The organism is Streptomyces sp. NBC_01451, from assembly GCF_036227485.1.
Classification (GTDB): domain Bacteria; phylum Actinomycetota; class Actinomycetes; order Streptomycetales; family Streptomycetaceae; genus Streptomyces.
Genome location: NZ_CP109479.1, coordinates 97,290 through 123,858, shown reverse-complemented (window position 1 = coordinate 123,858; position 26,569 = coordinate 97,290). Strand labels below are relative to the sequence as shown.

At 69.1% G+C, this 26,569-nt stretch carries 22 protein-coding genes and 1 pseudogene; 14 read left to right on the top strand and 9 right to left on the bottom strand.

Going from position 1 to position 26,569, the window contains the following annotated elements:
- Positions 1-85: 85 nt before the first annotated feature.
- Both OG595_RS00525 and OG595_RS00520 read right to left on the bottom strand, forming a co-directional pair.
- A complete protein-coding gene (locus tag OG595_RS00525; RefSeq protein WP_329266670.1) occupies positions 86-1,720 on the bottom strand; it encodes an AfsR/SARP family transcriptional regulator in 1,635 nt (544 codons plus the stop codon).
- Positions 1,642-2,937 (bottom strand): LysM peptidoglycan-binding domain-containing protein, encoded by a 1,296-nt coding sequence (locus tag OG595_RS00520; RefSeq protein ID WP_329266669.1) that lies wholly within the window; start codon positions 2,935-2,937, stop codon positions 1,642-1,644. Before OG595_RS00520 ends, OG595_RS00525 begins: the two co-directional genes overlap by 79 nt.
- A 1,034-nt stretch (positions 2,938-3,971) precedes the next feature.
- Between OG595_RS00520 and OG595_RS00515 the strand changes: the two genes are divergently transcribed.
- Positions 3,972-4,208, top strand: a complete 237-nt coding sequence (locus tag OG595_RS00515) for a hypothetical protein (protein WP_329266668.1) — start codon at positions 3,972-3,974, stop codon at positions 4,206-4,208.
- 8 nt (positions 4,209-4,216) lie between these two features.
- Entirely contained in the window at positions 4,217-4,540 is a 324-nt protein-coding gene (locus tag OG595_RS00510) for a hypothetical protein (RefSeq protein ID WP_329266667.1), read from the top strand.
- Between the two features lie 236 nt (positions 4,541-4,776).
- On the opposite strand, the gene OG595_RS00505 is transcribed toward OG595_RS00510, so the two are convergent.
- Positions 4,777-5,070: a hypothetical protein gene (locus OG595_RS00505; RefSeq protein WP_329266666.1), complete on the bottom strand. Its 294-nt coding sequence runs from the start codon at positions 5,068-5,070 to the stop codon at positions 4,777-4,779.
- Between the two features lie 48 nt (positions 5,071-5,118).
- On the opposite strand from OG595_RS00505, the gene OG595_RS00500 reads away from it, so the two are divergent.
- Positions 5,119-6,135, top strand: coding sequence for a nucleotide kinase domain-containing protein (locus OG595_RS00500; protein WP_329266664.1), 1,017 nt, complete (start codon positions 5,119-5,121; stop codon positions 6,133-6,135).
- Positions 6,136-6,169: 34 nt separating this feature from the next.
- Here the strand turns inward: OG595_RS00500 and OG595_RS00495 are convergent, their stop codons facing one another.
- Genes OG595_RS00495 through OG595_RS00480 form a run of 4 tightly spaced genes read right to left on the bottom strand, consistent with a single transcriptional unit; the run spans position 6,170 to position 8,657 of the window.
- A complete protein-coding gene (locus OG595_RS00495; RefSeq protein WP_329266662.1) occupies positions 6,170-7,018 on the bottom strand; it encodes a hypothetical protein in 849 nt (282 codons plus the stop codon).
- 33 nt (positions 7,019-7,051) lie between these two features.
- The gene (locus OG595_RS00490) at positions 7,052-7,969 is read right to left on the bottom strand and encodes an ImmA/IrrE family metallo-endopeptidase (protein ID WP_329266660.1); all 918 of its coding nucleotides are present in this window, start codon (positions 7,967-7,969) and stop codon (positions 7,052-7,054) included.
- A complete protein-coding gene (locus OG595_RS00485) occupies positions 7,966-8,379 on the bottom strand; it encodes a helix-turn-helix domain-containing protein (RefSeq protein WP_329266659.1) in 414 nt (137 codons plus the stop codon). The genes OG595_RS00490 and OG595_RS00485 overlap by 4 nt, the downstream gene beginning before the upstream one ends.
- Positions 8,376-8,657, bottom strand: coding sequence for an acyl carrier protein (locus tag OG595_RS00480; RefSeq protein WP_329266657.1), 282 nt, complete (start codon positions 8,655-8,657; stop codon positions 8,376-8,378). The genes OG595_RS00485 and OG595_RS00480 overlap by 4 nt, the downstream gene beginning before the upstream one ends.
- 115 nt (positions 8,658-8,772) lie before the next feature.
- Between OG595_RS00480 and OG595_RS00475 the strand changes: the two genes are divergently transcribed.
- The 10 genes from OG595_RS00475 to OG595_RS00430 all read left to right on the top strand — a co-directional run bounded on the left by OG595_RS00475 (position 8,773) and on the right by OG595_RS00430 (position 22,453).
- Positions 8,773-9,651 carry a nucleoside triphosphate pyrophosphohydrolase family protein gene (locus tag OG595_RS00475; RefSeq protein WP_329266656.1) on the top strand — a complete coding sequence of 293 codons (879 nt, stop codon included), beginning with the start codon at positions 8,773-8,775 and terminating at the stop codon, positions 9,649-9,651.
- A 1,953-nt stretch (positions 9,652-11,604) separates the two neighbouring features.
- Positions 11,605-14,484 carry a CRISPR-associated helicase Cas3' gene (gene cas3, locus OG595_RS00470; RefSeq protein WP_329266655.1) on the top strand — a complete coding sequence of 960 codons (2,880 nt, stop codon included), beginning with the start codon at positions 11,605-11,607 and terminating at the stop codon, positions 14,482-14,484.
- Positions 14,485-14,934: 450 nt separating this feature from the next.
- The gene (gene casA / locus OG595_RS00465) at positions 14,935-16,488 is read left to right on the top strand and encodes a type I-E CRISPR-associated protein Cse1/CasA (RefSeq protein WP_329266653.1); all 1,554 of its coding nucleotides are present in this window, start codon (positions 14,935-14,937) and stop codon (positions 16,486-16,488) included.
- 41 nt (positions 16,489-16,529) lie between these two features.
- The gene (locus OG595_RS00460; RefSeq protein ID WP_329266651.1) at positions 16,530-17,264 is read left to right on the top strand and encodes a CRISPR-associated protein Cse2; all 735 of its coding nucleotides are present in this window, start codon (positions 16,530-16,532) and stop codon (positions 17,262-17,264) included.
- 1 nt (position 17,265) lies between these two features.
- Positions 17,266-18,483 (top strand): type I-E CRISPR-associated protein Cas7/Cse4/CasC, encoded by a 1,218-nt coding sequence (gene cas7e, locus OG595_RS00455; RefSeq protein WP_329266650.1) that lies wholly within the window; start codon positions 17,266-17,268, stop codon positions 18,481-18,483.
- Positions 18,480-19,268, top strand: coding sequence for a type I-E CRISPR-associated protein Cas5/CasD (gene cas5e, locus OG595_RS00450; RefSeq protein ID WP_329266648.1), 789 nt, complete (start codon positions 18,480-18,482; stop codon positions 19,266-19,268). Before cas7e ends, cas5e begins: the two co-directional genes overlap by 4 nt.
- A complete protein-coding gene (cas6e, locus tag OG595_RS00445; protein ID WP_329266647.1) occupies positions 19,265-19,969 on the top strand; it encodes a type I-E CRISPR-associated protein Cas6/Cse3/CasE in 705 nt (234 codons plus the stop codon). The genes cas5e and cas6e overlap by 4 nt, the downstream gene beginning before the upstream one ends.
- 41 nt (positions 19,970-20,010) lie before the next feature.
- The gene (locus tag OG595_RS00440) at positions 20,011-20,958 is read left to right on the top strand and encodes a hypothetical protein (RefSeq protein WP_329266646.1); all 948 of its coding nucleotides are present in this window, start codon (positions 20,011-20,013) and stop codon (positions 20,956-20,958) included.
- A 5-nt stretch (positions 20,959-20,963) separates the two neighbouring features.
- Positions 20,964-21,596, top strand: a complete 633-nt coding sequence (locus OG595_RS00435; protein WP_329266644.1) for a Mu transposase C-terminal domain-containing protein — start codon at positions 20,964-20,966, stop codon at positions 21,594-21,596.
- Positions 21,593-22,453: an ATP-binding protein gene (locus tag OG595_RS00430; protein ID WP_329266643.1), complete on the top strand. Its 861-nt coding sequence runs from the start codon at positions 21,593-21,595 to the stop codon at positions 22,451-22,453. Before OG595_RS00435 ends, OG595_RS00430 begins: the two co-directional genes overlap by 4 nt.
- A 635-nt stretch (positions 22,454-23,088) precedes the next feature.
- Here the strand turns inward: OG595_RS00430 and OG595_RS00425 are convergent.
- Together OG595_RS00425 and OG595_RS00420 are read right to left on the bottom strand one after the other, a co-directional pair.
- Positions 23,089-23,931 carry a hypothetical protein gene (locus OG595_RS00425; RefSeq protein ID WP_329266642.1) on the bottom strand — a complete coding sequence of 281 codons (843 nt, stop codon included), beginning with the start codon at positions 23,929-23,931 and terminating at the stop codon, positions 23,089-23,091.
- Between the two features lie 67 nt (positions 23,932-23,998).
- Positions 23,999-24,376 (bottom strand): annotated as a pseudogene (locus OG595_RS00420) (PhzF family phenazine biosynthesis protein); the annotation flags it as partial.
- A gap of 886 nt (positions 24,377-25,262) precedes the next feature.
- On the opposite strand from OG595_RS00420, the gene OG595_RS00415 reads away from it, so the two are divergent.
- Positions 25,263-26,546, top strand: a complete 1,284-nt coding sequence (locus OG595_RS00415) for a type IV toxin-antitoxin system AbiEi family antitoxin domain-containing protein (protein WP_329266640.1) — start codon at positions 25,263-25,265, stop codon at positions 26,544-26,546.
- Positions 26,547-26,569 lie beyond the last annotated feature (23 nt).

Sequence of the window (26,569 nt, the reverse complement as noted above, 5' to 3'; positions counted from 1 at the left end):
AGCGGTCCGGCATCCGGGTCCGGCCCGCTGTGCCTGGAGGGCCGGCGGGGCTGCGGCGCGGTGTCCTGGGGGAGCCGGGCGATGCTCATACGTTCTCGACGGGGGTGGGACGGGCCGGTGTGAGGAGTTCGTTGATGAGATGCTCGGTGGCCGCCTCCATTGAACAGTCCAGCGCCCGGTTGATCTGCTGTACGCGGGTGATGGCGGTGTGCAGGCCCTGCCGGTTGCCGGCCGCGTGCTCGATCCGCAGCCAGTCCCGGTAGAGCAGCTCTGCGGTGTCGTCGACGTCGAGGGCGGTCGCGATGGCCTGGCGGGCCGTGCTGAGGTCGTGGTGGGGGCCTGCGGGGGTGCGGTGGGTGGCCACGGTGTGCGCGACGTCGATGATGCGTGTGATCATTTCCTGTTGGTTGGGCTCGGCCCAGGGCAGGGGTTTTCCCCCGAAGGGGCGGCCCCGTACCAGTGTCAGTGCTTTCTCCAGGTCGGTCAGTCCCGCCGGCCCCAGTGGCAGGGCGCGTTCGGTGAGCTGCAGGAAGCGGTTCCAGTCGCAGCGCACGCCGGGGGCCAGCCGGTAGGGGTCGTCGCCGGAACGGCGGCGCGGCACATAGGGGTGGCCGGCGGGATCGTTGCCCAGGGAGCGGCGCAGGCCTTGCAGCCGGGCGTTGAGGGTGCTGGACGACCAGGGGCTGGCGGGGTCCATGTCGGAGCACAGCGCGTCCGCGCTGCGCCCGGGCCGGAAGAACAGCAGGGCGGCGAGCTGGGCCATGCGGGGACCGTGGCCGGTGCTGTCCACGCCGGTCACCTCGACCGGGCCCAGGACGCGGATCTCCGGCGCGTGCAGGTCATGTGCCTGGCGCTGTTCGGCCTCCGGCCTCATGCCGTCCTCGCTGGAGTCCTTGTCGTCGTCGGCCGCCGTGGTCTTCTCGCTGGCAGGGGCCTGTCCGGCTGCCGGGGGTGCTGCTTGGCCGTCGCGGCCAGGCGCGGCGCCGGCCTCCGACGGTGTCGTGGCGGCCGGCAGGAGGCGCAGTCCGGACGGATCTGTGGTGGCGGCGAGCAGGGCCGGGAACACCCCGCCGCGTACGTCTGTCACCGCTGTCGGTGAGGGACGTGCGGCAGCGGGGGTGGGCTGCTGCGGCGCGGGCTGTTCGCACTGCCGCATCCCGTCGGGCTCGTCCGGGACCTCCTGCCAGGGGCCTTCGGCCGGGTGGGGCGGCTGCCCGGACACCTTCAGCGCCGTGGTGATCTGAACGTACGCGGCGTGTTCCAGGCGCTGCACCGTGATGGCGGTGCCGGCGTGGTTGAGGTTCTGCGGCCGGCTGAGGGACGCGTTGAGGATCTCCGCGTCGGGGAAGTGGGAGGCTGCTGAACTGGCGGGTGCGATCAGCGTGACGGGGACGCTGCCGGACTTGTCGATGACCTCGGCGAACTGCCAGGCGGTGTCCGCGTCCAGGGGGGACGCGCACAACAGCAGATACGGCTGATGCCGGGTTTCGGGCAGCTGGTGTGCTTCCAGCAGCCGTTCGCTCAGATCACGCAGCGCGTGGGTGGCCTTGCGCATGTGGGCGATCCGTGTGGTGGGCAGCAGCTGCGGCAGGTCCTCGCCGAACCCGATGGTGACGACCTCGACGTCGCTCGCCCACGGGCTCATCCCGATCTCCAGAGCAAGTGACGTGCACACCTCGGTGATGTGGACCGGGTTGCCGTCCAGGAGCAGCGCGGGCACGTGCGCGAGGTTGAGCAGGAGCAGGCTGTCCGTTTCGGTGCTGCCGATGGCCGGGCCGCCCGCAGCGGCGGGGGAGGCAGGACAGGGTCCGCAGGCTGTGGGGACAGCTGGTGGGCCAGGGTCCGCAGAGCGATGTCGAGGCGGGCCGCTCCGCTCGGCTCGGCGGTGGCCGCCAACTGGGCCTCGGCCGGAGAAGTTTCCGATGCGATGGCGATCTTCTCGCCGGGTTTGCGGCGTCGGCGCTGCAGCGTCCTACGCAGGGCGAGGGCGCCGGTGATGGCGGCGGCCAAGAGCGCGCCGGCGCCGAAAACCGTGCGCAGGTTCAGCGGGCTACTGGCCGGAGCCGTCGCAGGGGGCTCGGACGCCGTGGTCGCAGAGGATGCGCCAGAGCCGGACGATTCCGCCGTCGAAGGGGGCGCTGTAGAGGACGAGACGCTGGCACCGGGCCGGGGCGTCACGGAAGCCGGTGTAGAAGGCAACGCCTGCTCCTGTCCGGGCTGCTGGGCCGGACGGCTCGCTGGTGTGCTGGGGGCTGACGACTCTGGTGCGGGCGCGGTGGTCAGGCTCGGTACGGGCGCCTGCTCTTCCCCGTTGCCGCCGCCCGGCTCCTGCCCGGCATCGGGCTTGTGGGGTGCCGGGGGAGCGGTCTCCTGGCGGGCCCGCTCATCGCCCTGGTCGCGATCATTGGACGGCCCGTCGGGCTGGACACCAGGCACCGTGACCTGCTGCCCCGCGTAGATGACGTCCGGGTCGGCGATGGCGGGCAGGCCGCCCGGCTGCCGCGTGCCCCGGCTGGCCTCGAACAGCTGCGGCCACGCGTCACCGTCCCCGAGCTCCTCCTGCGCGATCTTCGACAGGAAGTCGCCCGGCTGGACCGTGACCACGTGCGCGGTGTGCTCCCCGGCAGCCGCAGCGCTGTCACCCGACTGCGGACGAACACCTCCCGCGGCACCGGAGGTAGCGGGCATCTCCAGCTGCCAGCCGGGCTGCAGAAAGCTGTTCGCGCGGAAGACTTGGCCGTCCGTCATGGTCCGGCCCTCGTTCAGGCCGGCGATCTCCCGCCACCGCTCACCGTCCCCCAACTCCCGCTCGGCGATGCCCCACAGACTCTCCGCGGGCCGCGTCTCGCGCACCGTGTACGACGTGCGGGACGCTGACGTACCCGCGGCGGACGCCGAGGCTTGTTCGGCTTCGGTGACCTGCGGGGCTTTTGTCACTTGGCCGGGGACGCGGGATGCGGTGGTGTCCGGCGCGGCCTGCGCGTCGGACGCCAGAGCCGAACTGGTGGGCAGCAGGACCAGGATGCTGCCGATCAGAAGAGCGGCGGCCCGCTGCGACTTCTCATTTTGGTGTCACCGGTGGTTCTCAGCTGGATGTCATGCATCTCTACTGGTCGAAGCGCAGAGTTGGTGACATCAAGTGAGAAGTCTTGGTGACATCGCGTGAGAATTCCCAGCGCACTGAGATGAGAAGGCCATAGGAGTGGCTCTCTGACCTGCCGTTTTGTGCTTTGACCTTGCTAGGTGAGAGCCGTGCGTGGTGGCCGAGAAGTCTGATCCTCAAGGACCGTCGCTGGGTGAATGAACCCGAGCGCTGTGACCGGGCATTGCAGGTTGCTGTGTCCGTCGGCTGGCCGATCGGCTATCACCGTCCTGCTGAGGGCTGGGACCGAGTGGGAGCACGTAAGCATGGTGCTCCGACGGTTCGTCCGTAGTGTTACTGAGATTCCGTGCGTGATGTCGCGCGACGCGGAGTCTCTGAGCTGGGAATCTCGTCGACCGTCCGGCGACATGACGCCGAGATCATCAGTAGACCCCCACCCAGGTGGGGAAGACATCGTCCTCGTCGTCGTGATCATGATCCAGAAGGAGAGACCCCCACGTGTGTGGGGAAGGCACCCGGATCATGTAGTCACCGCCTTGGTAGAGCGAGAGACCCCCAGGTGTGTGGGGAAGGCGGGCCGATCTTGGGAATGGAGGCCTGTGGATAGGAGAGACCCCCAGATGTGTGGGGAAGGCTCTTACTGGCCAGCGGGCTTGAAGATCGACAGACTATTTTTTGCTTACTTTACACGGGCTGGCTGTGCCGGTGAGGGGGTGTTGGCGTAGATACCGAGCAGTTGTTCGGCGTGCCGGGGGAGTGGTCTTGGCGGACCACAGGCTCTTGGCCCTATGTCACAACGAGGCGCTCTCCTTGCTTATAGAGGGGAGCGCGGCGTGACGGACGCCGCCGTGGAAACCGGGGGTGGGGTATGGATCCCTTGACGGCAACGGCCGCGGCGGGAGTCGCCGCGAGCGTGTACATTCTGCGCCTTGGCCATCGTTGGATCAGGCTCCGCGCGCAGATCCGGCGTGTGGAGCTCCACCAGCAAGGGCTGTCGGAACGCGCCCGGTCGCTGCCGCCGGGCAGCCGCCTCATCGAGAAGACGGCGCATCACGACGTCGATATTTTGATCGGCAGCACGGCTGCCGCCCGGCCCGCGAGGTGATGCGCGACATGACCATCGAACAGTCGCCCCCGCCTGTCCGTGCTACGGCCGCAGAGGCCCCGCCGAAGCCTGCCCTCATCCGGCGCGATGACTTCAATGCCTTCTACACACGGGAGATGAGCGCGGTCACGGTGTTCCTGATGCACCAGGGTGCCACCGCCTACGAAGCGGCCGACGCCGCCCACGAGGCCATGACCAAACTCCTGCCGGACCTGTGGCAAACATTGGATCACCCCCGGACCTGGTTACGGGTTACTGCCCGTTCCCGAGCCGAGCAGCGAGTCCGCGCACGCGTAACGCCACCGAGCGAAAGGGAATGCCGACTCGGCTAGGAACTGGTCGCCCGCCCCGTCGAAGTGGAATACCGCTGACAGGTCGTCAAGGTGCATCCGCAGGGCCCGGGTGGCTGCCCGTAGACGCAGAGTCGTGTGATCTGCCTCCCGGCCGTCAGGGCGTCCGCTGTTTGCTCCCTGCGGCTGCCCGTTCATCTCCACCCCTGTCTGCCGTCGATGCCCTGCCGATTCCCGGACGGGGATCCTCCTCGGTGACCTTCTGTGAAGCCGATCGTTCAGGTGGGTGTGGTACGTCGCGGGCCGGGGGTGCGGACGTGGGGGAGGTCGTTGCGGCCGGCGTCGTCGGCCAGAGCGTCCTCGGGCAGGCCCCGGTAGCGGTGCAGCAGGAGGGCCAGTTGCTCGGGCTGGGCTTCGGCAGTGGTCACCAGGGCGGCCAGCAACTCGGCGCGTGAGGTGCGTTCGCCGGCCGCCGTGGCGGCGCGGACCAGGATGTTCAGACGACGGTCGACGTCCTCGGGCCACTGCACCGAGGTCGTACGGCGCTGCTGCTGATGGTGCAGCAACTCCATGGCTCCCCCTCGGTGACAGCTGACCTATAACAAATATATATTGCGCACATGGTGACGTTGCTGCAAGACCGTCAGACGATCGATGGCCGGGACACGGTGCCGGAGATGCTGCGGGTGGCGGGGCGGGAACTGCGGCCGACGCCGGTGTTCGACACCTATTGGCGGTTCGCCGCCGCCCGGCAGGCGGTCTATGAGGCGCGCCTGGAGGGCCGGGCGCGGCCGTGGACCCACGATCCGATCCTGGCCGGGCACCGGTTCACCAACTGCTACCGGGCTGCCGACCGCGTCAGCCAGGTCCTGATCACGGACGTGATCTACCAGGGGTCGCAGGACTGGGAGGACGTGTTCTTCCGCACCCTGCTGTTCAAGGTCTTCAACAAGGAGTCCACCTGGCGGCTGCTCAACCGCGAACTGGGCGAGGTGCGCTGGGGCAGCTATGCCTTCGACGCGTACGACCGGGTGCTCTCAGCGGTCTTCGCGCGGGGGGAGCGGCTGTACTCGGCCGCCTACATCGTTCCGCCGCCGCAGCTGGGGGAGAGCCGCAAGCACCGCAATCATCTGCGGCTGCTGGAGAGGATGATGACGACCGGCGCCCCGGAGCGCGTTGCGGGGGCATCGACGATGCGGGAGGCCTACGAGGTACTGCTCGGCTACCCGGCACTCGGCCCGTTCCTCGCCTACCAGTTCACCATCGACCTCAACTACGCTCCGCAGCTGACGTTTTCGGAGATGGACTTCGTGGTTCCCGGGCCGGGAGCGCGTGACGGCATCCGTAAATGCTTCGGTCCGGCAGCCGATGGCATCGAGGCCGAGGTCATCCGCTACATGGCTGCTTCCCAGGACGAGCATTTCGCCCGTCTGGGGCTGTCCTTCACCGGGCTGGGGGGGCGGCCGCTGCAGCTGATCGACTGCCAGAACCTGTTCTGCGAGGTCGACAAGTACGCGCGTGTTGCCCACCCGGACATCGCCGGTATCAGCGGCCGCAGCCGTATCAAGCAGGTCTACCGCCAGGACGCTGCTCCGGTACGGGCCTGGTTCCCGCCCAAGTGGGGCCTGAACGCCTAGAGACGGGCGCTGCGGGCCGGTGCCGGGTGCCCGCTCAGGCACCCAGCCCGAACAGTGGTGTGGTCAAGGCATCCTGGAGTGCGCCGAGTTCTGATTTAGTGCAGTCCAGCCGGGCGCAGCCGGACATGACGCTCACCGTGCCGGGTGTGAGGTTGGCATGCCGGGCGACCCAGGCGCAGAGGTGGCCCAGGGCGAGGTAGTTTCCGTAGGCACGGTCGAACATGTAGTGGCTGCGGTAGTAGGCGGCCAGGTGCACGGTGTTGGTGGCGCTGTCGAGCTGGAAGGAACAGTGGCTCAGGCAGGGGAAATCCAGTGTCTGTGTGTCGAGCGAGGCCGCTCGGATCACGGCTTCGGACCCGGCGGCGCTCTGCGCCGGCTCGTCCTCCTCCCACTCGCTCGCGTCATCGTCTGCGACATGGGCGGTGCCGGCCTCGTAGACCGCGCTCCACTTCGCCGAGGTGCGCAGTTTGTCCAGGCGCCTGATGACCCGGGCGAGCTGGTCGACCGGCTGCGGCTTGTCGGGGGTGCCGGGATAGGAGACGAGCCGGCCGAAGTAGGTGCCGTGGACGTTGCGGTGGATTTCCTGCAGCCGCGGATACAGGGCCCGGTAGCGGGCGGTGAGCTCGTCGTGAGTGGTGCAGGTCGCGGCGAGTGCGGTGGGGAAGAGCGTGTTGACGACCGTGTCGATGGGATACAGGGGTTTGGTGGTGCGGGCGGCGCGCAGCCGGTCGAGTTCGGCCCGCAGATGGGGGTCCTCGTGCAGGGGGCGGGCGATCCGGACCATGGTGTGGAAGGCCTTGTTGCCCGGGATCTCCGACAGGCGGGTGCAGGCTTCCAGCCAGGCACGGGAGACGTCCGTGGCGTCGACGGTGATCGTGTGCATCGGCTCGCTCCTTTATCGGCAAAGAGGCGGCGTTCAGGACCAGAAGGCGTCGGAGCCCTCGCGGCCGGGCGTGCGCCGCAGTGTCACCCGGAACAGCTCACCGGCATGGGCCGTGGCGGTCACGACCGTGTCGCTCGTCATGTCCTCGCTCACCCATACGGCCCTGGGCTGCTGCGGGGCGGGGAACAGGTCCAGCAGGGGCATCTGGCTACCGGTGTCCGGCGGGGTGAGAGACAGCCCGGCGGGCAGGTGCTCGAAGGCTGCGGAGGAGATGTCCAGCAGCAGGCAGTCTCCAGCGGCCACATGCAGCAGGGCGTCGTGCGCGGCGGGCGCCAGGACGTGGACGTGCGCGCGCGGTCCGACCGGCAGCCCGCCGGTGAGGTCCGCCTTGAGGGCAGCGGGGGAGGGCTTGAGCCACACCGCCTCGGTAGGCCGGTCGATCATCTTCAGCCGCACCAGGTGGCGCACTGTGGTGGCATACGGCGCGCCTAGCCAGCGGGCCGTCCGATACGCGTCCAGCGGGGAGCCGGGGCGTGTGAGGCCGCAGCGGACCAGCGCGGCACGGGCGGCCGGGCGGGGCATCAGGAACCAGGAGGCGAAGGCCTCGGCTTCCTTCTCATGCTGCGGCCACCCCTCACCCCAGCGCCCCGATGACTGCTCCTCATGGTCGATGCTGCTGCCATGCCCCATCCGGTGGTGGCCCAGCTCGTGCGCGGCGGTGTGCCGCATGCTCACTTCTTCCAGGCCCGTGTTGAGCAGGCACGCCGGCCCGCCGGCGTACCGGTCTATGTACAGACCGAGCAGACCGCCCAGTCTGCGTCCCACCACCTCCACCCCGGCGCGGCCCAGCGCGCCGAAGACGTCGATGTATCCGTCGTTGCTCGTGCCCAGGGCCTCATGGGCCTGGGCGGCCGCGATCATCGCGGCGCCGTGCGCGTTGTTCCAGCTCACGCACCCCCCTCCCGGGCCCGGGGCGTCAGGCCCGGCTGGTCTTCCTCGGCCTGGCGCCGGGCCTGCAGGTACTGGACGAACTTCGCCACCTCGATGCGGTCGCCTTCGCTCAAGGGCTTCGCGGTGCGGGGAAGTCCGGCCAGCGCGTGTTCTCCGGCGTCGGCCGACTCCTCCTCGTCCAGGAAGTAGGAGGCCGGCAGCCGGTAGAGACGGGCGAGTTTCTGCAGCTCCATCACCTCCACCTTGCGCAGTCCGCGCTCGATGTCACTGACGGCCGAGCGCACGATGCCGGTGCGCTCGGCGACCTGCTGCTGCGACAGCCCGAGATACTCGCGCGTGCCTTTGAGTCGCTGGCCCAGACGAGCGCGCTGGCCGGCGTCATCGGCGGAGAAGGGGGCGTTGTCGTTCATGGCTGGTGCTCCTTGGCCTGCTGCATGGTGTCGTACACGGTCTCGGCGAACGCCCAGACCGAACGCAAAGAACGCCCGGCCTTGGCGTCGGCAGGTACACGAACACCGAAGTGCTCCTCGACGCGCGCCAGTATCTCCATGATCAGTACGGAGTCGATCGGCAAGTCCTGCCCCCGGGCCGCCAGTTCCTCGTACACCTCCTGGACCGGCCTGTCCTGGTACTCGGCAAGGAAATCGACCACGATGTCCACGATCTCCTGGACGCTCTGCGACGGCATGCTCTGGATTCCCCCCTTTCACTCAACTCCCGGACAGGCAGCCCGACGTGACCTACTGTAGAGCGATGTCGGGAAATCCGACAGACTTGTTGGAAGATCCTTCATGGGAGTGCGTGTGCATCTCGCCCGCTATCAGCAAGCAGCCCTCAAAACCCTGCAACCCCCCACCGACGGCACCGACCCCGTCCTGATACCCCTGCTCGGCCTCGTCGGCGAAACAGGCTCAGTGATCACCGCCTACAAAAAACGCCTGCGCGACGGAGCCGACGCAGGACCCTCAAAACAGCAACTACGCGAGGAACTCGGCGACGTCCTCTGGTACACAGCCACCCTCGCCCACCTGCTCGGCCTCGACCTCGAGGACATCGCCGCCGCAAGCCTGGAGAAAACCAAAGACCGCTGGCGCACCACCCCAAACGACCAACGCCCCCACTTCGACGCCGACTACCCCGCCCACGAACAGCTGCCCCGGCGCACCACCGTCACCTTCACCCCCACTCCCCAGCCCGACGGTCGCACCGTCATCACCCTCGCCCGCGAAGACGGAACCCCCGCCGGCGATCCACTGACCAGCGCCAGCCACATTGAGGACGACTACCGCTTCCATGACGCCTTCCACCTCGCCCACGCAGCCGTCCTGGGCTGGTCACCCGTCAGCCGCTTCCTGCTCGACCGCAAGCGCCGCAGCCGCCCCGGCATCGACGAAGCCGAAGACGGCGGCCGCGCCATCGCCATCGAAGAAGGCATCAGCGCCTTGGTTTTCTCCTACGCCAGCCGCCACCACTACTTCGAAAACCTCCGCCACGTCGACCACGAACTACTGATCACCATCGACCACATGACTGCCCACCTCGAAGTCAGTGTCCTGCGCGCCGCCGACTGGGAAAAAGCCATCATGACCGGCTACGCAGCCTGGCGGCAGCTGCGCAAACACGGCGGCGGCCACCTCGAACTCGACCTCGACGCACAGGCCCTGACGTTTACCGAACCCTGAGCGGCTCACGTAATGCCCAGTCGCCTGCCTCCTCGCGGCGGTGGAGGAACGCCGCCGGCCATCGCTTCGAAGAGACCCCACCGGCCTCCGGGTAGCAAGCCGGCAGCCCCCACGGGGCCGGGGAGCGTTTCCAGACTGAACCCATCGTCACCCAATTCGCGGACAGACCCCCACGTGCGCGGGGAAGGCGACGGTGACGTCGAACGCGGTGGGCTGGATCGGGTGGGCCCAGTTCACCGAAAGACCCCCACGCGTGTGGGGAAGGCAGGGTGAAGAGCTCCGTACGGGCCTCGGTCGCGGAGAGACCTCCACGTGTGTGGGGCCTTGGATTCACCAGGACCATATCCATCAGCCAGACCGACCCCCACGCGTGTGGGGAAGGCTCAGTGAGCTGGCCTGTGCGCAGAGCGCGGTAGGACAGACCCCCACGCGTGTGGGGAAGGCCTCGCCATGGTCGGCGTGTGCGCGTTCGTGCCGGACGGACCCCCACGCGTGTGGGGAAGACGAGAGTGCGTCGTCGTCCAGGTCGACGACCTCGGACGGACCCCCACGTATGTGGGGAAGATTCCGCCCTCTGGGCGGTCCGTACGGGAGGAGAAGCCTGCCGCCACTGCAAAGACTCTCACCACCGAAGGCTGACCCCCACGCATGTGGGGAGCCAAGGTGGGCTGGACCGGGTGTGCGCAATTCACCGACGAACCCCCACGTACGTGGGGAAGACGGCAACTACTTCCTCGGCAGCCGCGAGGAGCTGGGCAGACCCCCACCCGCATGGGGAGGACATGCTGGCATCGCGCATCTTCATCTGGCAGAAGGACTGACCCCCACGTGTGTGGGGAAGACGGTAGTGGCGAATGCGCGGTGGCTGGCCGGGACTTACCCCCACGTGAGGTGGGGCCATCGTTGGCGTGCCGTCACCGACCGCGGTATCCGCGAAACACCCCCACATCTATGGGGAGGGAGCTACCGGGTACTGCCCGATGAACGCCGCGTGCGGAAGACCCCCACATCTTTGGGGAGGGTGCCGTCGAACTGTACCGGCGCACCGGCGGCTACGACGGACCCCCACGCATGTGGGGAAGGCTTCCTCCAACCTAGAGAAAAACCGGAAGACATGGACAGACCCCCACGGATATGGGGAAATGTGCTTCAGTACGGTCCTGCTGCACCAGGGAACGACTGACTCTCATGTCCGCGGGGAGGAATGCCCTTGGGCGGTCAAGTGCGCCCAGCCCCGGAACGGCAGACCCCCACATGCGTGGGGAGCGCAGGAAGCCGGTGGAGCGGCCCTGTTGGGTGAAGGACGGACCCCCATGTGTATGGGGGTGTGTCGAGCGTACCTTCGGCACTATCAACTCCCTGGACCCCCACCGCACGTGGGGAATGCATCCAGTCTTGGCGGTAGAGCTTCCGGTTGTAGGGCAAACCCCCACGCAGGTGGGGAGGATTCTGCCAGTGCGGCAAGGTCGACCGATACCTCGGACAGACCCCCACGCGTGCGGGGAGGACCCTTGCTGGCCTGCTGGTTCTCTGACCCGAGGGGCAGTTTTTATTCACTTTACCGGGTCCGGTGTGGTGGTCGTGCCGGGATGCGGCTTCCACGGCGGCACCGAACTGCCGGGCTGGCAGTTGAGCACGGCCCACGCGGAATGGGGGAGACCATTTTCAACTGTCCCCACTTCACAAGACGCTGCGGTACCGGGCCGGTTGGGCAATATGGCGAGCTTGTGGCGTCCGGCCGGGCCGGGATATCTGCCGGTGTGTTCCGCAGTCGTCCGTGGTATCTGTCCGACGGACGGTGGGCCCATGGGCGTACGCCTTCCTACGCGGGAGAGCAGCACCGCCTCCCGCTTTGGCAGTTCCGGGAGGCGGCCTGCGGAAATTGGTGATCGGATGCGGCAGGATGGTGTCAACACCCCTTTACGGTGGGGTAGTTGGGTGTGGGGAGTGGTTGTGGGAGTCCGGGAGGATGCCCGGTTCGACGGGATCGACTTGACGCCGTGGGGGAAGTTCGACCGGGGGGTTCTGGCGGTGTATCCGCTGCTGTTCCATCTGCTGGATGTGGCGGCGGTCGCCGGTGAGGTGTGGGACCGGTTCCTGACGCGTGGTCAGCGGCGGCTGATCGCCGACGGGCTGAGCGTGACGGTGGCGGAGGCCCGGTGCCTGGTGATGTTTTTCGCCGGTTTGCATGATCTGGGAAAGTTGACATCTTTCCAGGAGCGGGAGGCGCATCCCTGGGCACGAGTGAGTGAGGTGCTGCGGGCGGACACTCAAGGCTGGCGGAGCATGCCGCACGAGCGGGCCTCCATGCACAGTGTGCTGCAGCTGCTGGCGGAGGCCGGCTACGAGGCGGACACATCGGACAGTGCGGGGGTGCTGGTGACGCAGATGCTGGGCGGGCACCACGGCCGGTTCCTGCAGCTCGACATTGACGGTGCGGCCAGAGCGTCCCGGGTCAACCTCGTTCTGGGAGGCCCCGCGTGGCAGGATCTGCGCCGCCGCTACTTCGCCCTGGTGCGTCATCTGACCGGCGCCACCATGGTGCCCTCGCGGGTGTCGGTGCCGGCCGCGGTACTGATCACCGGGGTCGGAGTGATCGCGGACCGGCTGGCCAGCCAGCGCCACTACTGGCTGCTGAAGGCGCAAGCACCCGCCTTCAGCGCCGGCGAGCACTACGCGCAGGCCGTCAAGGACGCCCCGGCCCTGCTCGACGGGTCCGGTCTGGCCCGCGTCACACTCCCTCCGGCGCCCTTCGCCCAGGCCCACCGCGGTCTGACCGCGCCGAACGACCTGCAGGCCTCCCTGATCAGGCAGCTCACCAAGGTGGTGGGGGAGAAGGGGCCGGGCATCGTGGTGGTCACCGATGCCACCGGCGGCGGGAAGACCGTGACCGGCCTGGAAGCCGCACGCATCTTCAACGCCGACGGCGCCACCGCCGGCATCGTGTGGCTGCTGCCCACCACCGCCACCGCGGACGCCTCCTACGAGATCCTTGAGCGGTACGTGGCCGCGCACCGCCCCGAGCGGGCTCCGGTCTCCCTGGTGTACAGCCACAGCTGGAACAACTCCGCCTACTCCGACCGCCAGATCGCCGCTGACGAGGCCTCCACCACCGACGAATTCTGGCCCGAGGAGCCCGACGGCCGGGGAGGCCCGGACGGGGCACAGCGCCCTGAGGAGCGGGTGACCGTACCGGACGGCTGGCTGCGGGGCTGGGACCGGGCACTGCTGGCGCAGTTCACCGTCGCCACCCACGACCAGGCCCTCATGGCGGCGCTCCCGGTCCGTTTCAGCGCGCTGCGCATGCTGGCCCTGTCCGGGCGGACCGTCATCGTCGACGAGGCCCACGCCCTGACCCCGTTCATGCAGCAGCTACTGGGGCGGCTGCTGCACTGGCTGGGCGCACTGGGCTGCCCAGTCGTCCTGCTCTCCGCCACGATGCCGGCCCGCGTCAGCACCGACCTGGTGCGCAGCTACCTCGCCGGCGCAGGCCACCGGCCCAGCAGCACCGCCGGTCTGGACTGCGCACCCGCCTACCCGGGCTGGCTGTTCGCCGCGGCCGCCGACGCCTCCCTGACCCGTATGGACCCGCACGCGGGCGAGGCCCACGCCCAACGGCACCGCCGGACCGCTTCCCTGCGCCTGTACCCGGTGCGCCATTCGTCGTACACCGACCCCGACGACGCCCCGGCGCGGGAGAGCCGGCTGGAGCGCATCAGCGCCGAGATCGCCCCCGTTGTCCAGGGCGGGGGATGCGCGGCGGTGGCGTGCGCGACCATGGCCGACGCCCAGGCCGCCTACCAGCACCTCCACGACACCCTGCCCTGGCCCGGCGGGCCGGAGGGCCAACTGCTGCTGTTGCACGCACGCCTGCCCGGCCATCAGCGCGAGGCCCTCACCCGCCTGATCCGCGACCGGCTCGGCTCCGCCGGCGAGCGCCCCGCCCGCCTGGTCATCGTCACCACCAGCCTCCTCGACATGAGTCTCGACATCGACGTCGACGTCCTTGTCAGTGACCTCGCCTCCCTCGAGAAGCTGCTGCAACGCCTGGGCCGGCTGTGGCGGTTCGAGAACTTGTGGGGGGCGGGCGCGGACCGCAGGCCCGCCTGGCTGCGCCGGCAAGGGGTGCCTCGCCTCAGCATCCTGCAGCCCACCGACCACCGGGGCCGCACCCTGATCCCGGCCGCCTGGCGCACCCTGGAACCGGCCCTCTTCACGCACGCCGCTGCAGGCCGCCTCTCCGGCCTGCCTCAGCGCACCCTCACTCTCACGCTGCCCGACGACGTCCAGCACCTGGTCGAAACCGTTCACGCCGGCGCCGCCGAACTCGCCCGCACCAGCCCCGACCTCACACAGCATCACACCGCCTACCAGAGCAGGCGCCGCGGCGAGGAACACCTCAGCGCCCTCCACCTCGTCCCCACCTGGCGGGACACGCTCTCGCTCGCCGACCTGCACCGCCAACGCCTGCATGCCCGCGAGGCCGCCACCCGGCTGGGCGCCATGCCGCGGCGCCTCCTGCCCCTCTACCGCACCCCCGAAGGCCGCCTCGCCCTCGATCCGGCCGGCACCCGGTTGCTGTCCCTGGACCGCGAGCCCACCACCGCGATGATCCGCACCATTCTTCAGCACACCCTGCCTGTCCCCGCCGCCTGGGTCGCCGAGCGCCGCCGCGAACACCACGCCCCCGCCCTGTGGAAGAAGCACGCCCTGCTCGCCGACCTCGTCCTGCTGCCGCACGACGCCACGGACCCCGGCGCGGGCGTGCGCTTCGGCCGCAACACCCTGCGCCTCGACCCCGTGCTGGGACTGGTGGCCGAGCACGGCGAATGACCCCCAGCCCTTTACCGCGACATCGGCGGACCATTTACTGGCCGGTGCACGACAAATCCTGCCGCCATCGAAAGCAGTCGATTCGGAAAGCCGAAAAAAGAGTAACTGGCCGGTAATTGAATAAGGGTCAGAGTGGTTCGAGGAGATCCGCTTCTGTGACTACTATGAGAAACACGAAGACGGACATACGTTCGACCGCTTCTTCGTGACCCCCTCCTGTGCTTCTGCGACGTTGAGCACTGCACCCCCTGGTGCCCGGCGCGAAGCAACTCCGACCCTGTGGGCATGGCTTGACCTGGCCGCATGCCTCCTGAGCCGGGCTCGTAACTTTTGCCTGCCGCTGCCCCGGCACAGCGCCGCGTCCTGGCGTGCCGTCAGCAGGAGGCCCGCTCACGCTCCTTCCCTCTTTCTCTTCCCCTTTCCTCCCTGTCTGGCATTTGGAGCTTCCCTATGCCCGAACCTCTCTACGCAACCGACAAAGAACCCTGCATTCCGGTCCTCTTCCTCGACGGGCACCAGGAATTCCTTGGCTGGCGCGACGTACTGCTGCGCGCCCACGAGATCGAGGACCTGGCCCTTCCCCTGCCACCGGCGGCGTCCGCCGTGCTGCGCGTCCTCATCGCCATCACCGCCCGGGTCACCGGGCTGGACGATCCGGAGATGGGCGCGGGGGAGTGGGCGGCCCGCCGCCGCAGGCTGCTGAAGGAACCCGACGGCTTCGACGCCGACACGGTCCACCGCTATTTCGCCGCCTACGTCTGGGATCTGTTCGACCCCGTGCGCCCCTTCCTGCAGGACCCGCGGCTGGCCGTCCAATGCAAGAAGCGCGCCGGGGTCAACAAACTGGTCTTCGGCCGCCCGGAGGGCAACAACCTGGCCTGGCTGAGTCCGCACGCCGACACCGACCCCCAGCCGGTGCCCAGCGAGCAGGCCCTGTGGCACATGCTCATCCACCACTACTACGGCGCCGTCGGCCAGTGCTCCGTCCGCACCGTCGACGGCCAGGACCAAGGCAGTGCCAAAGCCGGGCCGCTGCGCACCACGCTCTCCTTCCACCCTTTGGGCCGCACCCTGTACGAAACCCTCCTCGCCGGCCTGCCCAAACCGGACGAGGACTGGCCCGGCGCCCAGGACCACTGCCCGTGGGAAGAGCCCGACCTGCCCGACCCGCTGGCTGCACCCCCGCCGGTGACCTGGCCCGGACGGCTGCTGACCGGCCGCTCCCGCCACGCCATCCTCCTCATCCCCTCCGCGGACGGCCGACAGGTCACCGACGCCTACCTGACCTGGGCCACCCAGACCAAACTCCTCGCCACCGACCCCTTCCTCGTCCATCACGACAACCCGGGTCAACCTGTCACCCGGCGGCACCAGCCCCGCAGCGCGGACGCCGACCGGGCCCTGTGGCGCGACCTGGACGCCCTACTGCTCGCCGGCGACGAAGACTCAGCCGTCCAGCGCCCCGAAGCCTTCACCACCCTCAACGACCTTCCGGCCGATCTGCGCGCCCAACTCCGCGTCCGCGTACACGGCTTCGACCAGGACGGCTGGACCACCAATCGCACCTGGTACACGGCCCTGACCCCGCCGATCTGGCCCTGGATGCAGGAGCACGATGCCGCCGCGGCCGAGCGGGTCGCCGAATGCCGCAAGGAAGCCGAGGCCATCGGCGTCCTGCTGGACAAGGTCTCCAGAGACGCCTGGCGGACCGTCACCACACCCCCCGGGGCGTCCCCCCGCGGCTCCCGTCCGCCCAAGAGGCTTCCCCCCTGGACGAAGCGGGTCCGTGCCGCGTACTGGCCACGCGCCGAGACCGTCTTCTGGAACCTTATTGAGACCCCGGAACGCGATGCGCGGGCGGCGTTCGCCGCCGAAGCCGCCGCCGCCCTGCGGGAAGCCGCCCGCCCCGCGATCTCCCAGCACTTCCGCGCCGCACCAGCCATCGCCACAGCAGTGGCCACACTGCGCCGCCGGCCAGCCGCCGCCCGGCGCCGCGCCACCTGACACCTTCCGCCAGGCCGCCGCCCGCCGCGCCCTGCCCCCTGATGCCGGAGACCCCGTTGCCGCCCACCCTCACCACCGCGCAACGCCGCGAGCACTACGACGACTTCGTCGCCGCGGTCCTCGACCTGTGCGCCACCAACAGCATCCGCTCCGACCTCGCCTCCGGACGAGGACGCCCCCTGGAGGAATGCGGGGCACGCATGCAGCAGTACCTCGTGGCCCGCGTCTCCCGCTACGGAGCCCGCCGCGCCCACTACACCGTCGCCAGCCTGATCGCCATGCAGCGCCACCTGGTCCACGAAGACGGCCTCTACACCCCGGAGTTCGCCGTCCCCGCCCCCGACGACAGCACGACCGAGGCCGCTCGCCTGCCGGCTGCGGAAAGCGACAGTCCGCTGGACGAACCAGCCCACACACCTGTCCCGGGCAGCAGCCCTGCAGGCGGCCCGGTGGCAGGGGAGAGGACAGCGGTGCGGCACTGGCGGGCCCGCCCGGATCTCGGCTCCAGCCTCGCCATCGCCGTGGCCCGGCACGGCTTCAAACAACACCGCATGGACGACCAGGTCAAGATCCTCACCAGACTGTCCTCCCCGCTGCTGCACCCCCTGCTGTGGAGACTCACCTCCCGCCTGGCCAACCGCGACGCAGCCCGCCTCGACTTCGCCGTCCTGCTGGAAGACCTCGCCCGGTGGGACTACGACCAGCTGCACATCGCCGACCGCTGGCGCGAGTCCTACTTCCAAACCCTTGACCGTCTCGTGTCCCAGGAGGACTGACATGGCCGCCTACGCGCCCGCCCGCTACATCGACCTGCACGCCCTGCAACCCGTGCCCGCCTCCCTCCTCAACCGTGGGGAGGACAACGAACCCAAGACCCTGGTGTTCGGCGGCGCGATGCGCGCCATGGTCTCCTCCCAGTCCTGGAAGCGAGCCATCCGCCTCCCGATGGAGGCGGAACTCGACGAACACGCCGCCCGCACCCGCAACCTGCCCCTGCGCGTGGCCGACGCACTGCGCGAGGCCGGCTGGCCCCAGGACCTGGCCGCCTTCGCCGGAGCCCAGATCGTCCGCTCGGCCACCAAAGAAGGCCTCAAGACCGAAGAACAACAGGGCGGCATCACCTCGGCCCTCCTCTACCTGCCGCGCGATGTCCGCTCCGACATGGTGCAGCTGTGCCACGAGCACCGCCCGCAGCTGGAAGAGACCCTCGCACAACAACAGGCCGCTGCCGCCGCCGCAGCAGCCGCTCCCAAGCCCAACGGCAGACGCAAGGCCAAGGACAGCGCAGTGCCCGCCGTCCTGCCCACCCGCACGGTCGCCGCACTGATCCGGCGGCGCACCGCCACCATCAACCTGTTCGGCCGCATGCTCGCCGAACTCCCCGACGCCCACGTCGACGGCGCCGTACAGATGGCCCACGCCTTCACAGTGCACCAAAGCGACCCGCAGCCCGACTACTTCACCGCCGTCGAGGACTGGTCCGCCCCCGGTGAAGCGGGCAGCGCACACCTGCAGACCAGCTTCTTCACCACCGGCATCCTCTACCGCTACGCCACCGTCAACCTCACCGAACTCATCCGCAACCTGGGCGGCGACCACGACCAGGCGCTGCGGCTGCTGGCCCTGTTCACCGAGATGTTCATCGAGAGCATTCCCCAGGCGAAAAAAACGTCCACCGCCCCCCACACCCTGCCGCACCTGGTCCACTACGCCGTCCGTGAGCGCCGCCCGGTCTCCTACGCCGCCGCCTTCGAACAGCCCGTCAAACCAGCCCCCGGCGGCGGCTACACCCTCCCCGCCGTCCAGGCACTGTCCACCCACGCCGACGCCCTGGGCCGACTACTGGGCAGCCGGCGCCGCATCGCCCACGGCTACGCCACTTACCAGAACACCCCGGTCGACCACCTCGGCACCCCCCACGCCTCCTTCGAGGAACTCACCGACGCGCTGACCGAGGCCGCCGCCCAGCCCGCCGCCTCCCTGGCCGTCGCGTGAACGGCATCCTGCTGCGCCTGGCCGCTCCGCTGATGTCGTTCGGGGAACACGCAGCCTTCCGCTACCGCGACACAGTCGGTTTCCCCACCCGTTCCGCGCTCATCGGCATGTTCGCCGCCGCCGATGGACGCTCCCGAGAAGAAGCCCTCGCCCCCGATCCGGGCACCGGCGCCATTCCGTACACCGACCTGGTCTTCACCGTCCGCATCGACCGGCCCGGCCACCGGCACACCGACTACCACACCGCCGGCGGCGGCCGCCCCCACAAAGAAGGCCTGCACACCAGCAGTGGAGAGCACCGCGCCCAGAAGGCATCCACCTTCATCAGCCATCGCGTCTACCTGGCCGACGCCGTCTTCACCGTCGCCGTCCGCGGCCCCGACCGGCTCCTGGAAGAGATCACCGAACGGCTCGAACAGCCTGCCTTCGCCCTCTACCTGGGCCGCCGCGCCTGCATCCTCGACGAGCCCCTCCTCCTGCGCACACCGCACCCTGATCCCGTAGCAGAACTCCTGCACCGGGTGCCGCTCAGCCTCGCAGCCGGCCCCCCGCCCCGGCAGGACACCGTGCCGGTCGACTTCGTGTGGGAGGCGCCGCCCGCCCACGTGCCCGCCGCCGACGTCCACCGGGAACTCGCCGATGTCCCAGTCGATTTCACCCCCACCCGGCGCTTCCACCACACCCGCCGCGTATGGCGCACCACCGAACAGCTCCCCGCCACCCTGGCCGCTTCCCATCCCCCGATCGAAGCACTGACCGCCTACATCCAGCAGGACACCCCATGACCCCGCCCCTGGCGACCACACCCGCCACCGTGACGCTGACCCGCATCCGTCTCAACCGCAACAGCCGCGACGTACGCCGCGACCTGGCCCGCTCCACCAGCCTCCACAAGACCGTCATGCTGCTGGCCCCCGAAGGCCTGGGCGACAGCCCCCGCCACAAGGCCGGACTCCTCTTCCGTCTGGAACAGGCCACCCACCACACCCCGCCCACTCTGCTCATCCAGTCCCAGCTGTCGCCCGACTTCAGCCGCCTGCCCCACGCCTACGGCACCACCGAAACCCGCGACCTCACCCCCATGTTCCAAGCCCTGGCCACCGGCACAAGCGTGCGCTACCGCATCACCGCCAACGCCAGCACCCGCCACAAAGTCCTCGACGGCGACCCCTTCTTCGACACCCGACCCCGCCACAAGGACATCCCCCTGTACGGCGACGACGCCCTCGCCTGGTGGCAGCGCAAAGCCGCTCACGCAGGCCTGGCCCCGACCAGCACCGACCTCACCCCCGTCGGCGCCTTCCGCAGCCCCTCCACGAAAAAACAGACCAGCGACAGTGCCCCGCACGTCTTCCGTCACGTCCTGACCCGCTTCGACGGCGTCGCCACCATCACCGACCCCAGCCAGTTGTGCCACGCCCTGCTCGCCGGCATCGGCCGCGGCAAACCGTACGGCGCCGGACTGCTCAGCCTCGCCCCCGCCTGACCCACCAGCCCCCGACGTCCGCCGCCCTCAAGGAAACCCCCGTGCCCGCCACACCATCACCCGATGGCCCCTACGACACCACCACCCTGCGCGCCGCCGCCGTACGCCGCCTGCTGCGCCTGCGCGTCGCCGACCGCCTGACCCACCACGACGTGCGTACCGTCGCCGCCGCCTTCACCGTCCACTGGCGCACCGTGCGTCGCTGGATCGACAACGCCGACTCCCACCACGGCACCTACACCCCCCAAGGCCGCCCCCACTTCGCCCTCACCCCGGCCATGCACGAAGCCCTGGTCCAATGGCACGGCAACGTGGCGAGCGCCTACCTCGCACTCGTCGCTCACGGTCACCTCGGCACCCCGCCCCGGGCCTCCCAGGCCACCTTCTACCGCGCCGTCAACCGCGAACTCAGCGCCGGGCAACGCGCCGCCCTCAAGAACGGCGAAGCAGCACGCCGCCGACACGACGTCCACGCCCTGCGCCCGCGCGGCAACCGCAACGACGTCTGGGAGACCGACCACGTCGAAGCCAGTGTCTTCGTCAACGTCGACGGACGCCGAACCAAACCCTGGATCACCTGGTTCATCGACCACGCCACCGCCGTCATCTGCGGCGTGGCCATCACCCCCCACCAGCCCAGCCAGGACGCCATCCTGGCCGCCGCCCGCGACGCCATCCTCCACACCGATCACCACCGGCCCTTCGGCGGCATCCCCCGCAAACTGAGAGTCGACCGCGGCCGTGACTTCCTGGGCAAATGCGTAACCGAGGCCTTCCAGAAGTTCGGCACCGAAATAATCGTCCTGCCGCCCTACAGCCCCCACCTCAAAGGCACCGTCGAAGCCGTCAACGGCGCCGCCAAGCACATGCTGTTCAAGGGCCTGCCCGGCTACGCACACACCCCCCGAAGCCGCCGCGACCGCCGCGGCCACCCCTGTGGGCCCTGGACGAACTCCTCGACTACGAAACCTTCATCACCATCGTCCTGAACTGGGTGGACTGGTGGAACAACGACCACACCATCGCCCGCCTCCACCGGCGCACCCCCGCCCAGGCCTGGCACGCCGACCTGACCCCCATCGACACCCTCGACCCCGAAGACCTGCACACCTACACCCTCAAAGACGGCGGCCCACCCCGGAAGATCACCAGCAAAGGCGTCCGCTGGAACAGCGCCTACTACGTCGGCGACTGGATGCACGGCCACGGCAGCGCAGGCGAGATGGTCCGCCTGCGCCACGAACCACACCACTACCACCGCATCGAGCTCTACGACGCCGACACCCTCACCTACCGCGGCGCCGCCTTCCGCAGCGACGAGATGAGCCCCCGACAATCCCGCGCCCTGCGCAACGCCCGCCGCCGCGAAGCCGACCGCTACGCCGCCAAAGCCCGCCGGGCCCGCAAGAACGCCAAACCCCGCTACGCCGCCACCAGTGTCGCCGCCACGCCCGAGCCCCTCAACCGGCTCACCGCCAGCCAAGCAACCGCCCAGCTACGCCAGCTACAGACACCAGAAGCAGACCTCCACGCCGAGTCCCGACCCGACCTCCTCAACCGGCCCAAGCCCGACTCCACCCGCTGGACCAAGCCCCTGCCCGCCCCCGAGCCCCAGGACGCTCCATGACCACCACGCCCGACAGCCAGCCGACCACCGGCTCCGGCTACCACTACATGGGCCTGCCCGGCGCCCGCGCCATGCTGACCAACGCCAGCGCAGAGACCTACGCCAACCTCGTCACCACCCTCAACGCCGACGCCGGCAAGGGCGCCATCATGTGCGTCCACGGCGGCGTCGGCCTGGGCAAGACCTTCGCCGTCAACAGCCACCTCGACGACCTCGCCCCCCACACCACGCTGCGCATCAAAGTCGGCTCCGCCAAAATCCAGGCCCTGCGCGCCGCCCTGTACAAAAAGCTCGGCCTGCCCGGCGAAGCCCCCCTCAACAGCACCCGCTGCGAAGCCATCCTCAAGGAAACCCTGTCCGAGACCCCCCGCGTCCTGGTCGTCGACGAAGCCCAGTGGCTCGACACCCGGGCCTTCGAATTCATCCGCGAGCTCTGGGACGACGAGGACACCCGCCTCGCCGTCGTCCTGGTCGGAGCCGAAACCTGCTACCAGAAGATCAAGAACCGTCCGGCGCTGGACTCCCGCATCCTCATCTGGCAACGCTACAAGCCCCTCACACCCACCGAAGTCCTCACCGTCATCCCCGAGTACCACCCGCTGTGGGCGGACGTACCCGCAGACGAACTGCTCTGGATCGACGACGTGGCCTGCCACGGCAACTTCCGCCAGTGGGCCAAAATCAGCTACCTGCTCTGGGACGAATACGGCAGCACCCACGCGAAGGGGCCCGGTTCCGCAGATCCGCCGCACCCGCCCACTCCACACGGCACGGCCACACCCCTTCCTCCCTACAGCCGGGACTTCGTGCGGGCCATCCTCAGCCGCCTCGACCCCACCCAACGCCATACCGACTGAAGCCGCGCCCGCATCCTTGAAGACCCAACGAGCCGCTCGTTTGCCACCGGTATGCAGCAGTCCCGGACGGCATTGAAGGCCCGCAGTGTGCGCTCCAAGGGATGGAGGACGCCCGCGCATGGTCGCAGCCGTGTGGCCGGGGGTGATCCGCAGGCGAGCCGCCGGTTAGGGTGACGGGGGCGTGCGCTTTGGGTTGGTGTGCGTGAAGTGGCCGTAGTTTTGAGGGGGGTTGACGGGGGATGGGCTACGTCCTGCCTGGCTGGATGGACGAGATCCTGGACTTCATCGGGATCAACGGGCCTCGGCTGGACGGGGGAGACCAGCCGGGGCCGTGGCGTGGCGTGCGGAGGGCGGTCGCCTCTCGGCGGGGTGCTCCATGGGGCTTCAGCCGGATGATCGTCCCCATGGGCTAGGGGTGAGGCCCGGGGACACTGTCCCCTCCGCAGCCACATGTAGATGAACGGTCAACTGCCCCGTCTTGTTCCGCTGTTGGCGCTTCTGCCGGTGTGAACCACGGCACCCTGCTTGGCGTCTCGGAGTCGCCGTGGCGCATCATCGAAGACACCATCATGTCAGCGTCGGATGCGTCACCCGTCACATGCGGCAACCGGAAATCTGGCGGAACCCGGCCCGGGTCACCGCCGGGGTCGTCGGTGGGCCTCTTTCTCCCAGGCGTCGTACGCCTTCTCCAGGACGGCCGCGGCCCGGTCGGAGGCCGAACGCAGGTTCGCATCCGCGTCGGCGATCATCCGACCGTTCTCCTCGGCGACTTTGGCTCGCCGAGTCTCGACCTGCCGCATCTCGTCGTCGATCCCGGCAACGCGGGACCGCAGCTCCTCGCGGAACACCTCGTCCCGCTCCTGCTGGTCACGGACCTTGACGACGAAGGCATGGAGAGCAGCCTCCCAGTGCTTCTCATTCGGATAGAGCCACTCCCGCACGGGGTTCCTGTCCCGGGGCAGGGTCACACGGAGAACAAGGTGGTGGGAGAGCGAGTCGATCTCGACGCGCAGGCCGTACAGTGCCAGCGGTTCGCCGTCCTCTTCCCGAACCTCCCCCTCCTCCGACGTCACCGTCTTCCAGGGCAGCAGGGCGTGCTGGTGCAACTGGAGCCGCTCCAGGTGTTGTTCGGACCTCTCAAGGGGTGCACCCACCGGGTCGCCGCACTCCCCGGCCTGCTTCAGCCGGGCCTCCCGTTCAGTGCTCAGGTTCTGGAAGCGCTCGTCCCACGGGCGCAGGCCGTTGTCGGCGTCCGCCTTGGCCTTCTCGACCTGAGCCCGCGCTTCTTCCGTGATCTGCGCGCTCTTCCGGCGCCCCTCACGCAGCTCGTCCCAGGCAGTGCGCAGACGCTGCCGGGTCTCGCGCCCTTCCGCGCCCCGGGCAGCTCGCAGCACGTCCCAGGAACAGGGAAACCGCCCGGCCCACCACCACACCAGCGCGAGCAGCACCACCGCCGAGCTCAGCAGAAAGAACGCCACGCTCCACCCTCCCCCTCCGACTGCTCCGGCCACAGTGCCGGGAACCGCCGGAGCCGTCCATAGGGCCTCAGCGCTCCAGGGCCACCCGGCCGCCGATCTCCACCCATCCCCCCCGGCTGCGGAGCCGTGAGGATCTGGGAGCCGGAGCCCTGGACAAGGTTCAGGGCACGTCCCAGTGCGGCGGTGAGCTGGAGGGCCGCGGCACCGGTGGCCTCGTCCTTCTAGGCCCAGGCGTAGATCCACTCTCCCTGGGCCTGGACGGCAAGATCGTCGACCTCGGCGACGGTGCCTTCTGGTGGAACGTCCGTGATGCCGCCCACTCGGCCCGCGCCTCGATCCAGCTGAACTCCCCGTCGGGCCGGGTCCCGACGACCCCGGCGGGCGTGACGAGCTCGGGCGCGTCGAGCAACCAGGCGGCCCCGACATACGGGTGCTGGGTGCTGGGTGCTGGTCGCGGCGTCCTGCGGCATGGCTTCCTCCGTGGCCGTACTCGTTTTCACACCCTCGGGTCTCGTTGCCATTGCCGCCCTGGGGCTGTACGGGTTCTTCGAGTCACCGGTCGCGCCGCTCGGCTACTCGGCGGCGGGCAGACTACTCCCCGGCCGTTCGGGATTCGCGCTCGCCTGGGTGGGAGCGGTCAGTTTCGTGGCGTACTCCCTCGGTCCGTTGTCGATGGGTTTGCTGGTAGCCCGCACATCCCTTTCGTTCTCCTTCGCCCTGGTGGGATGTGCGGCCCTGGGCCTTTTCACGGTCGGGCTCTCACGACGAAACGGCCTCTCAGTTTGTCCTACCTTGCCCCCCGCGGGAGCGCGGTCCTGGCCCTTCGCGAGGAGGGCGCATGCCTGATCTCGTCTCGTCTGCTGCGCGCCGTTCCACGGCTGCCAGCGCCCGGTCGCCGGCACAGCAAGCCGCTGCGCACCCCGCCGCCACCAGCGCCGAACACCAGACCGTGCCTACTGGCGAGGAATCGCTGACGCGCTCCCGCCGTCGCACGCGCCGCCCTGCTGGGACGCGTCGTCAGTGGTGAGCACATCAGCGACGTCTGGGCCCTGCAAATCTCCGTCCACCGGGCCGCAGTTACGCCACGTACGCCCCGGTCTGGGGCTGCGCCCCGGACCTGGCCCTGAGCGCAGGCCGCGATCGTCAGAGGCGGGGGCCTTCTTCGCGATGCGGCATTCGGGTAAGTGGCAGCGGCCATGCCGGTAGGCCACGTGAAGCGGAACAGTGAGGACCGGCAATGCCAGCGAAAGTTACAACCCTTCCGGTGTCAGTGCAGCGAAATTTGCAGAATTGATGTAAACAACGCTGCTGAAAGGTGTAATAATTGCTGCATGAATCAGGCTGACGTGCTGAGGAAGCTAGGGGAGAGGGCCTCCGACCAGTGGGGGCTGGTGACTGCTGCCCAGGCGAAGCTGGACGGTGTCCAGGGGGTGCATCTGCTGCGGCTGGAGCGCGCGGGCCTGCTGGAGAGCGTCGGGCGCGGGGTCTACCGGATTGCGGCCGGGGCTCCGCCGGAGCATCTGGAGACCAAGGTGGCCTGGCTGCGACTGGACCCCAAGACGCCGGCCTGGCAGCGCAGCAGTGCGCAGAAGTGGGCGGGCGTCGTTTCCCACGCGTCCGCCTGCGAGCTCCACGGACTGGGCGATCTTCCCGCCGACAGGGTGGAGCTGATTGTCCCGATACGGCGCACCACCCGGGACGACAGTGTGCTGCTGCACCGCCTGGCGCTGGAGGCCGACGACGTCACCGTGGTGGACGGACTGCCGGTCACCACGGCCGAGCGGACTATTGCCGATCTGCTGCGCTCGCGTGCAGACGGCGCGCACATCGGCACAGTGATCGCAGATGCCGACCGCAGAGGCCTGATCGACGTCGACCACCTTGCCGACCGCGTGGTTCCCTTCGTCCGCGGCTACGGCCTTCCCGCCACTGCCTCGGGGGAGGAACTGCTGCAGGCCCTGTGCCAGCAGGCAGGCCGCAGCCTGCGCCGCCACGAAACCGAACAGGCCGTCGCAGCAGGCTTCGCCTCCGCCCTGAGCGCACTGGAAGAACTGGACGCCTCGGCCGCGCTGGAGAAGGTCCTGCAGAACATGCCTGTGGCCGATCGTCAGTCCCTGCTGCGGTCGATGGCTGCTCAGCCGACTGCGCTGGAGAAGGTTCTGCAGAGGCTCGGGTCGACGCCCCTGGAGAAGATCCTGCAGGACTCGGCTGGCCGTCAGTCCGTACTGCAGGGGCAGAGCGCGGTGGAGAAGATCCTGCAGAGGCTCGGCTCGACGCCCCTGGAGAAGATTCTGCAAGACGTGGCCGATCGTCAGTCCCTGCTGCGGTCGATGGCTGCTCAGCCGACTGCGCTGGAGAAGGTTCTGCAGAGGCTCGGGTCGACGCCCCTGGAGAAGATCCTGCAGGACTCGGCTGGCCGTCAGTCCGTACTGCAGGGGCAGAGCGCGGTGGAGAAGATCCTGCAGAACTCGCCTGCCCTGCGTTTCCTGAAAGCTTCGAGCGGTCTGGGCCAGCCTCTGAAGGGCCTGGACGTATGGCGGCCTGTGCTGGAGCAGACAACGCCCCGGCCGCGGGCGCTTGAGAGGGCCAAGCACGATGAAGAAGAAGCTGACTGACCCTGCCGGGCCCGCGCCCGTAG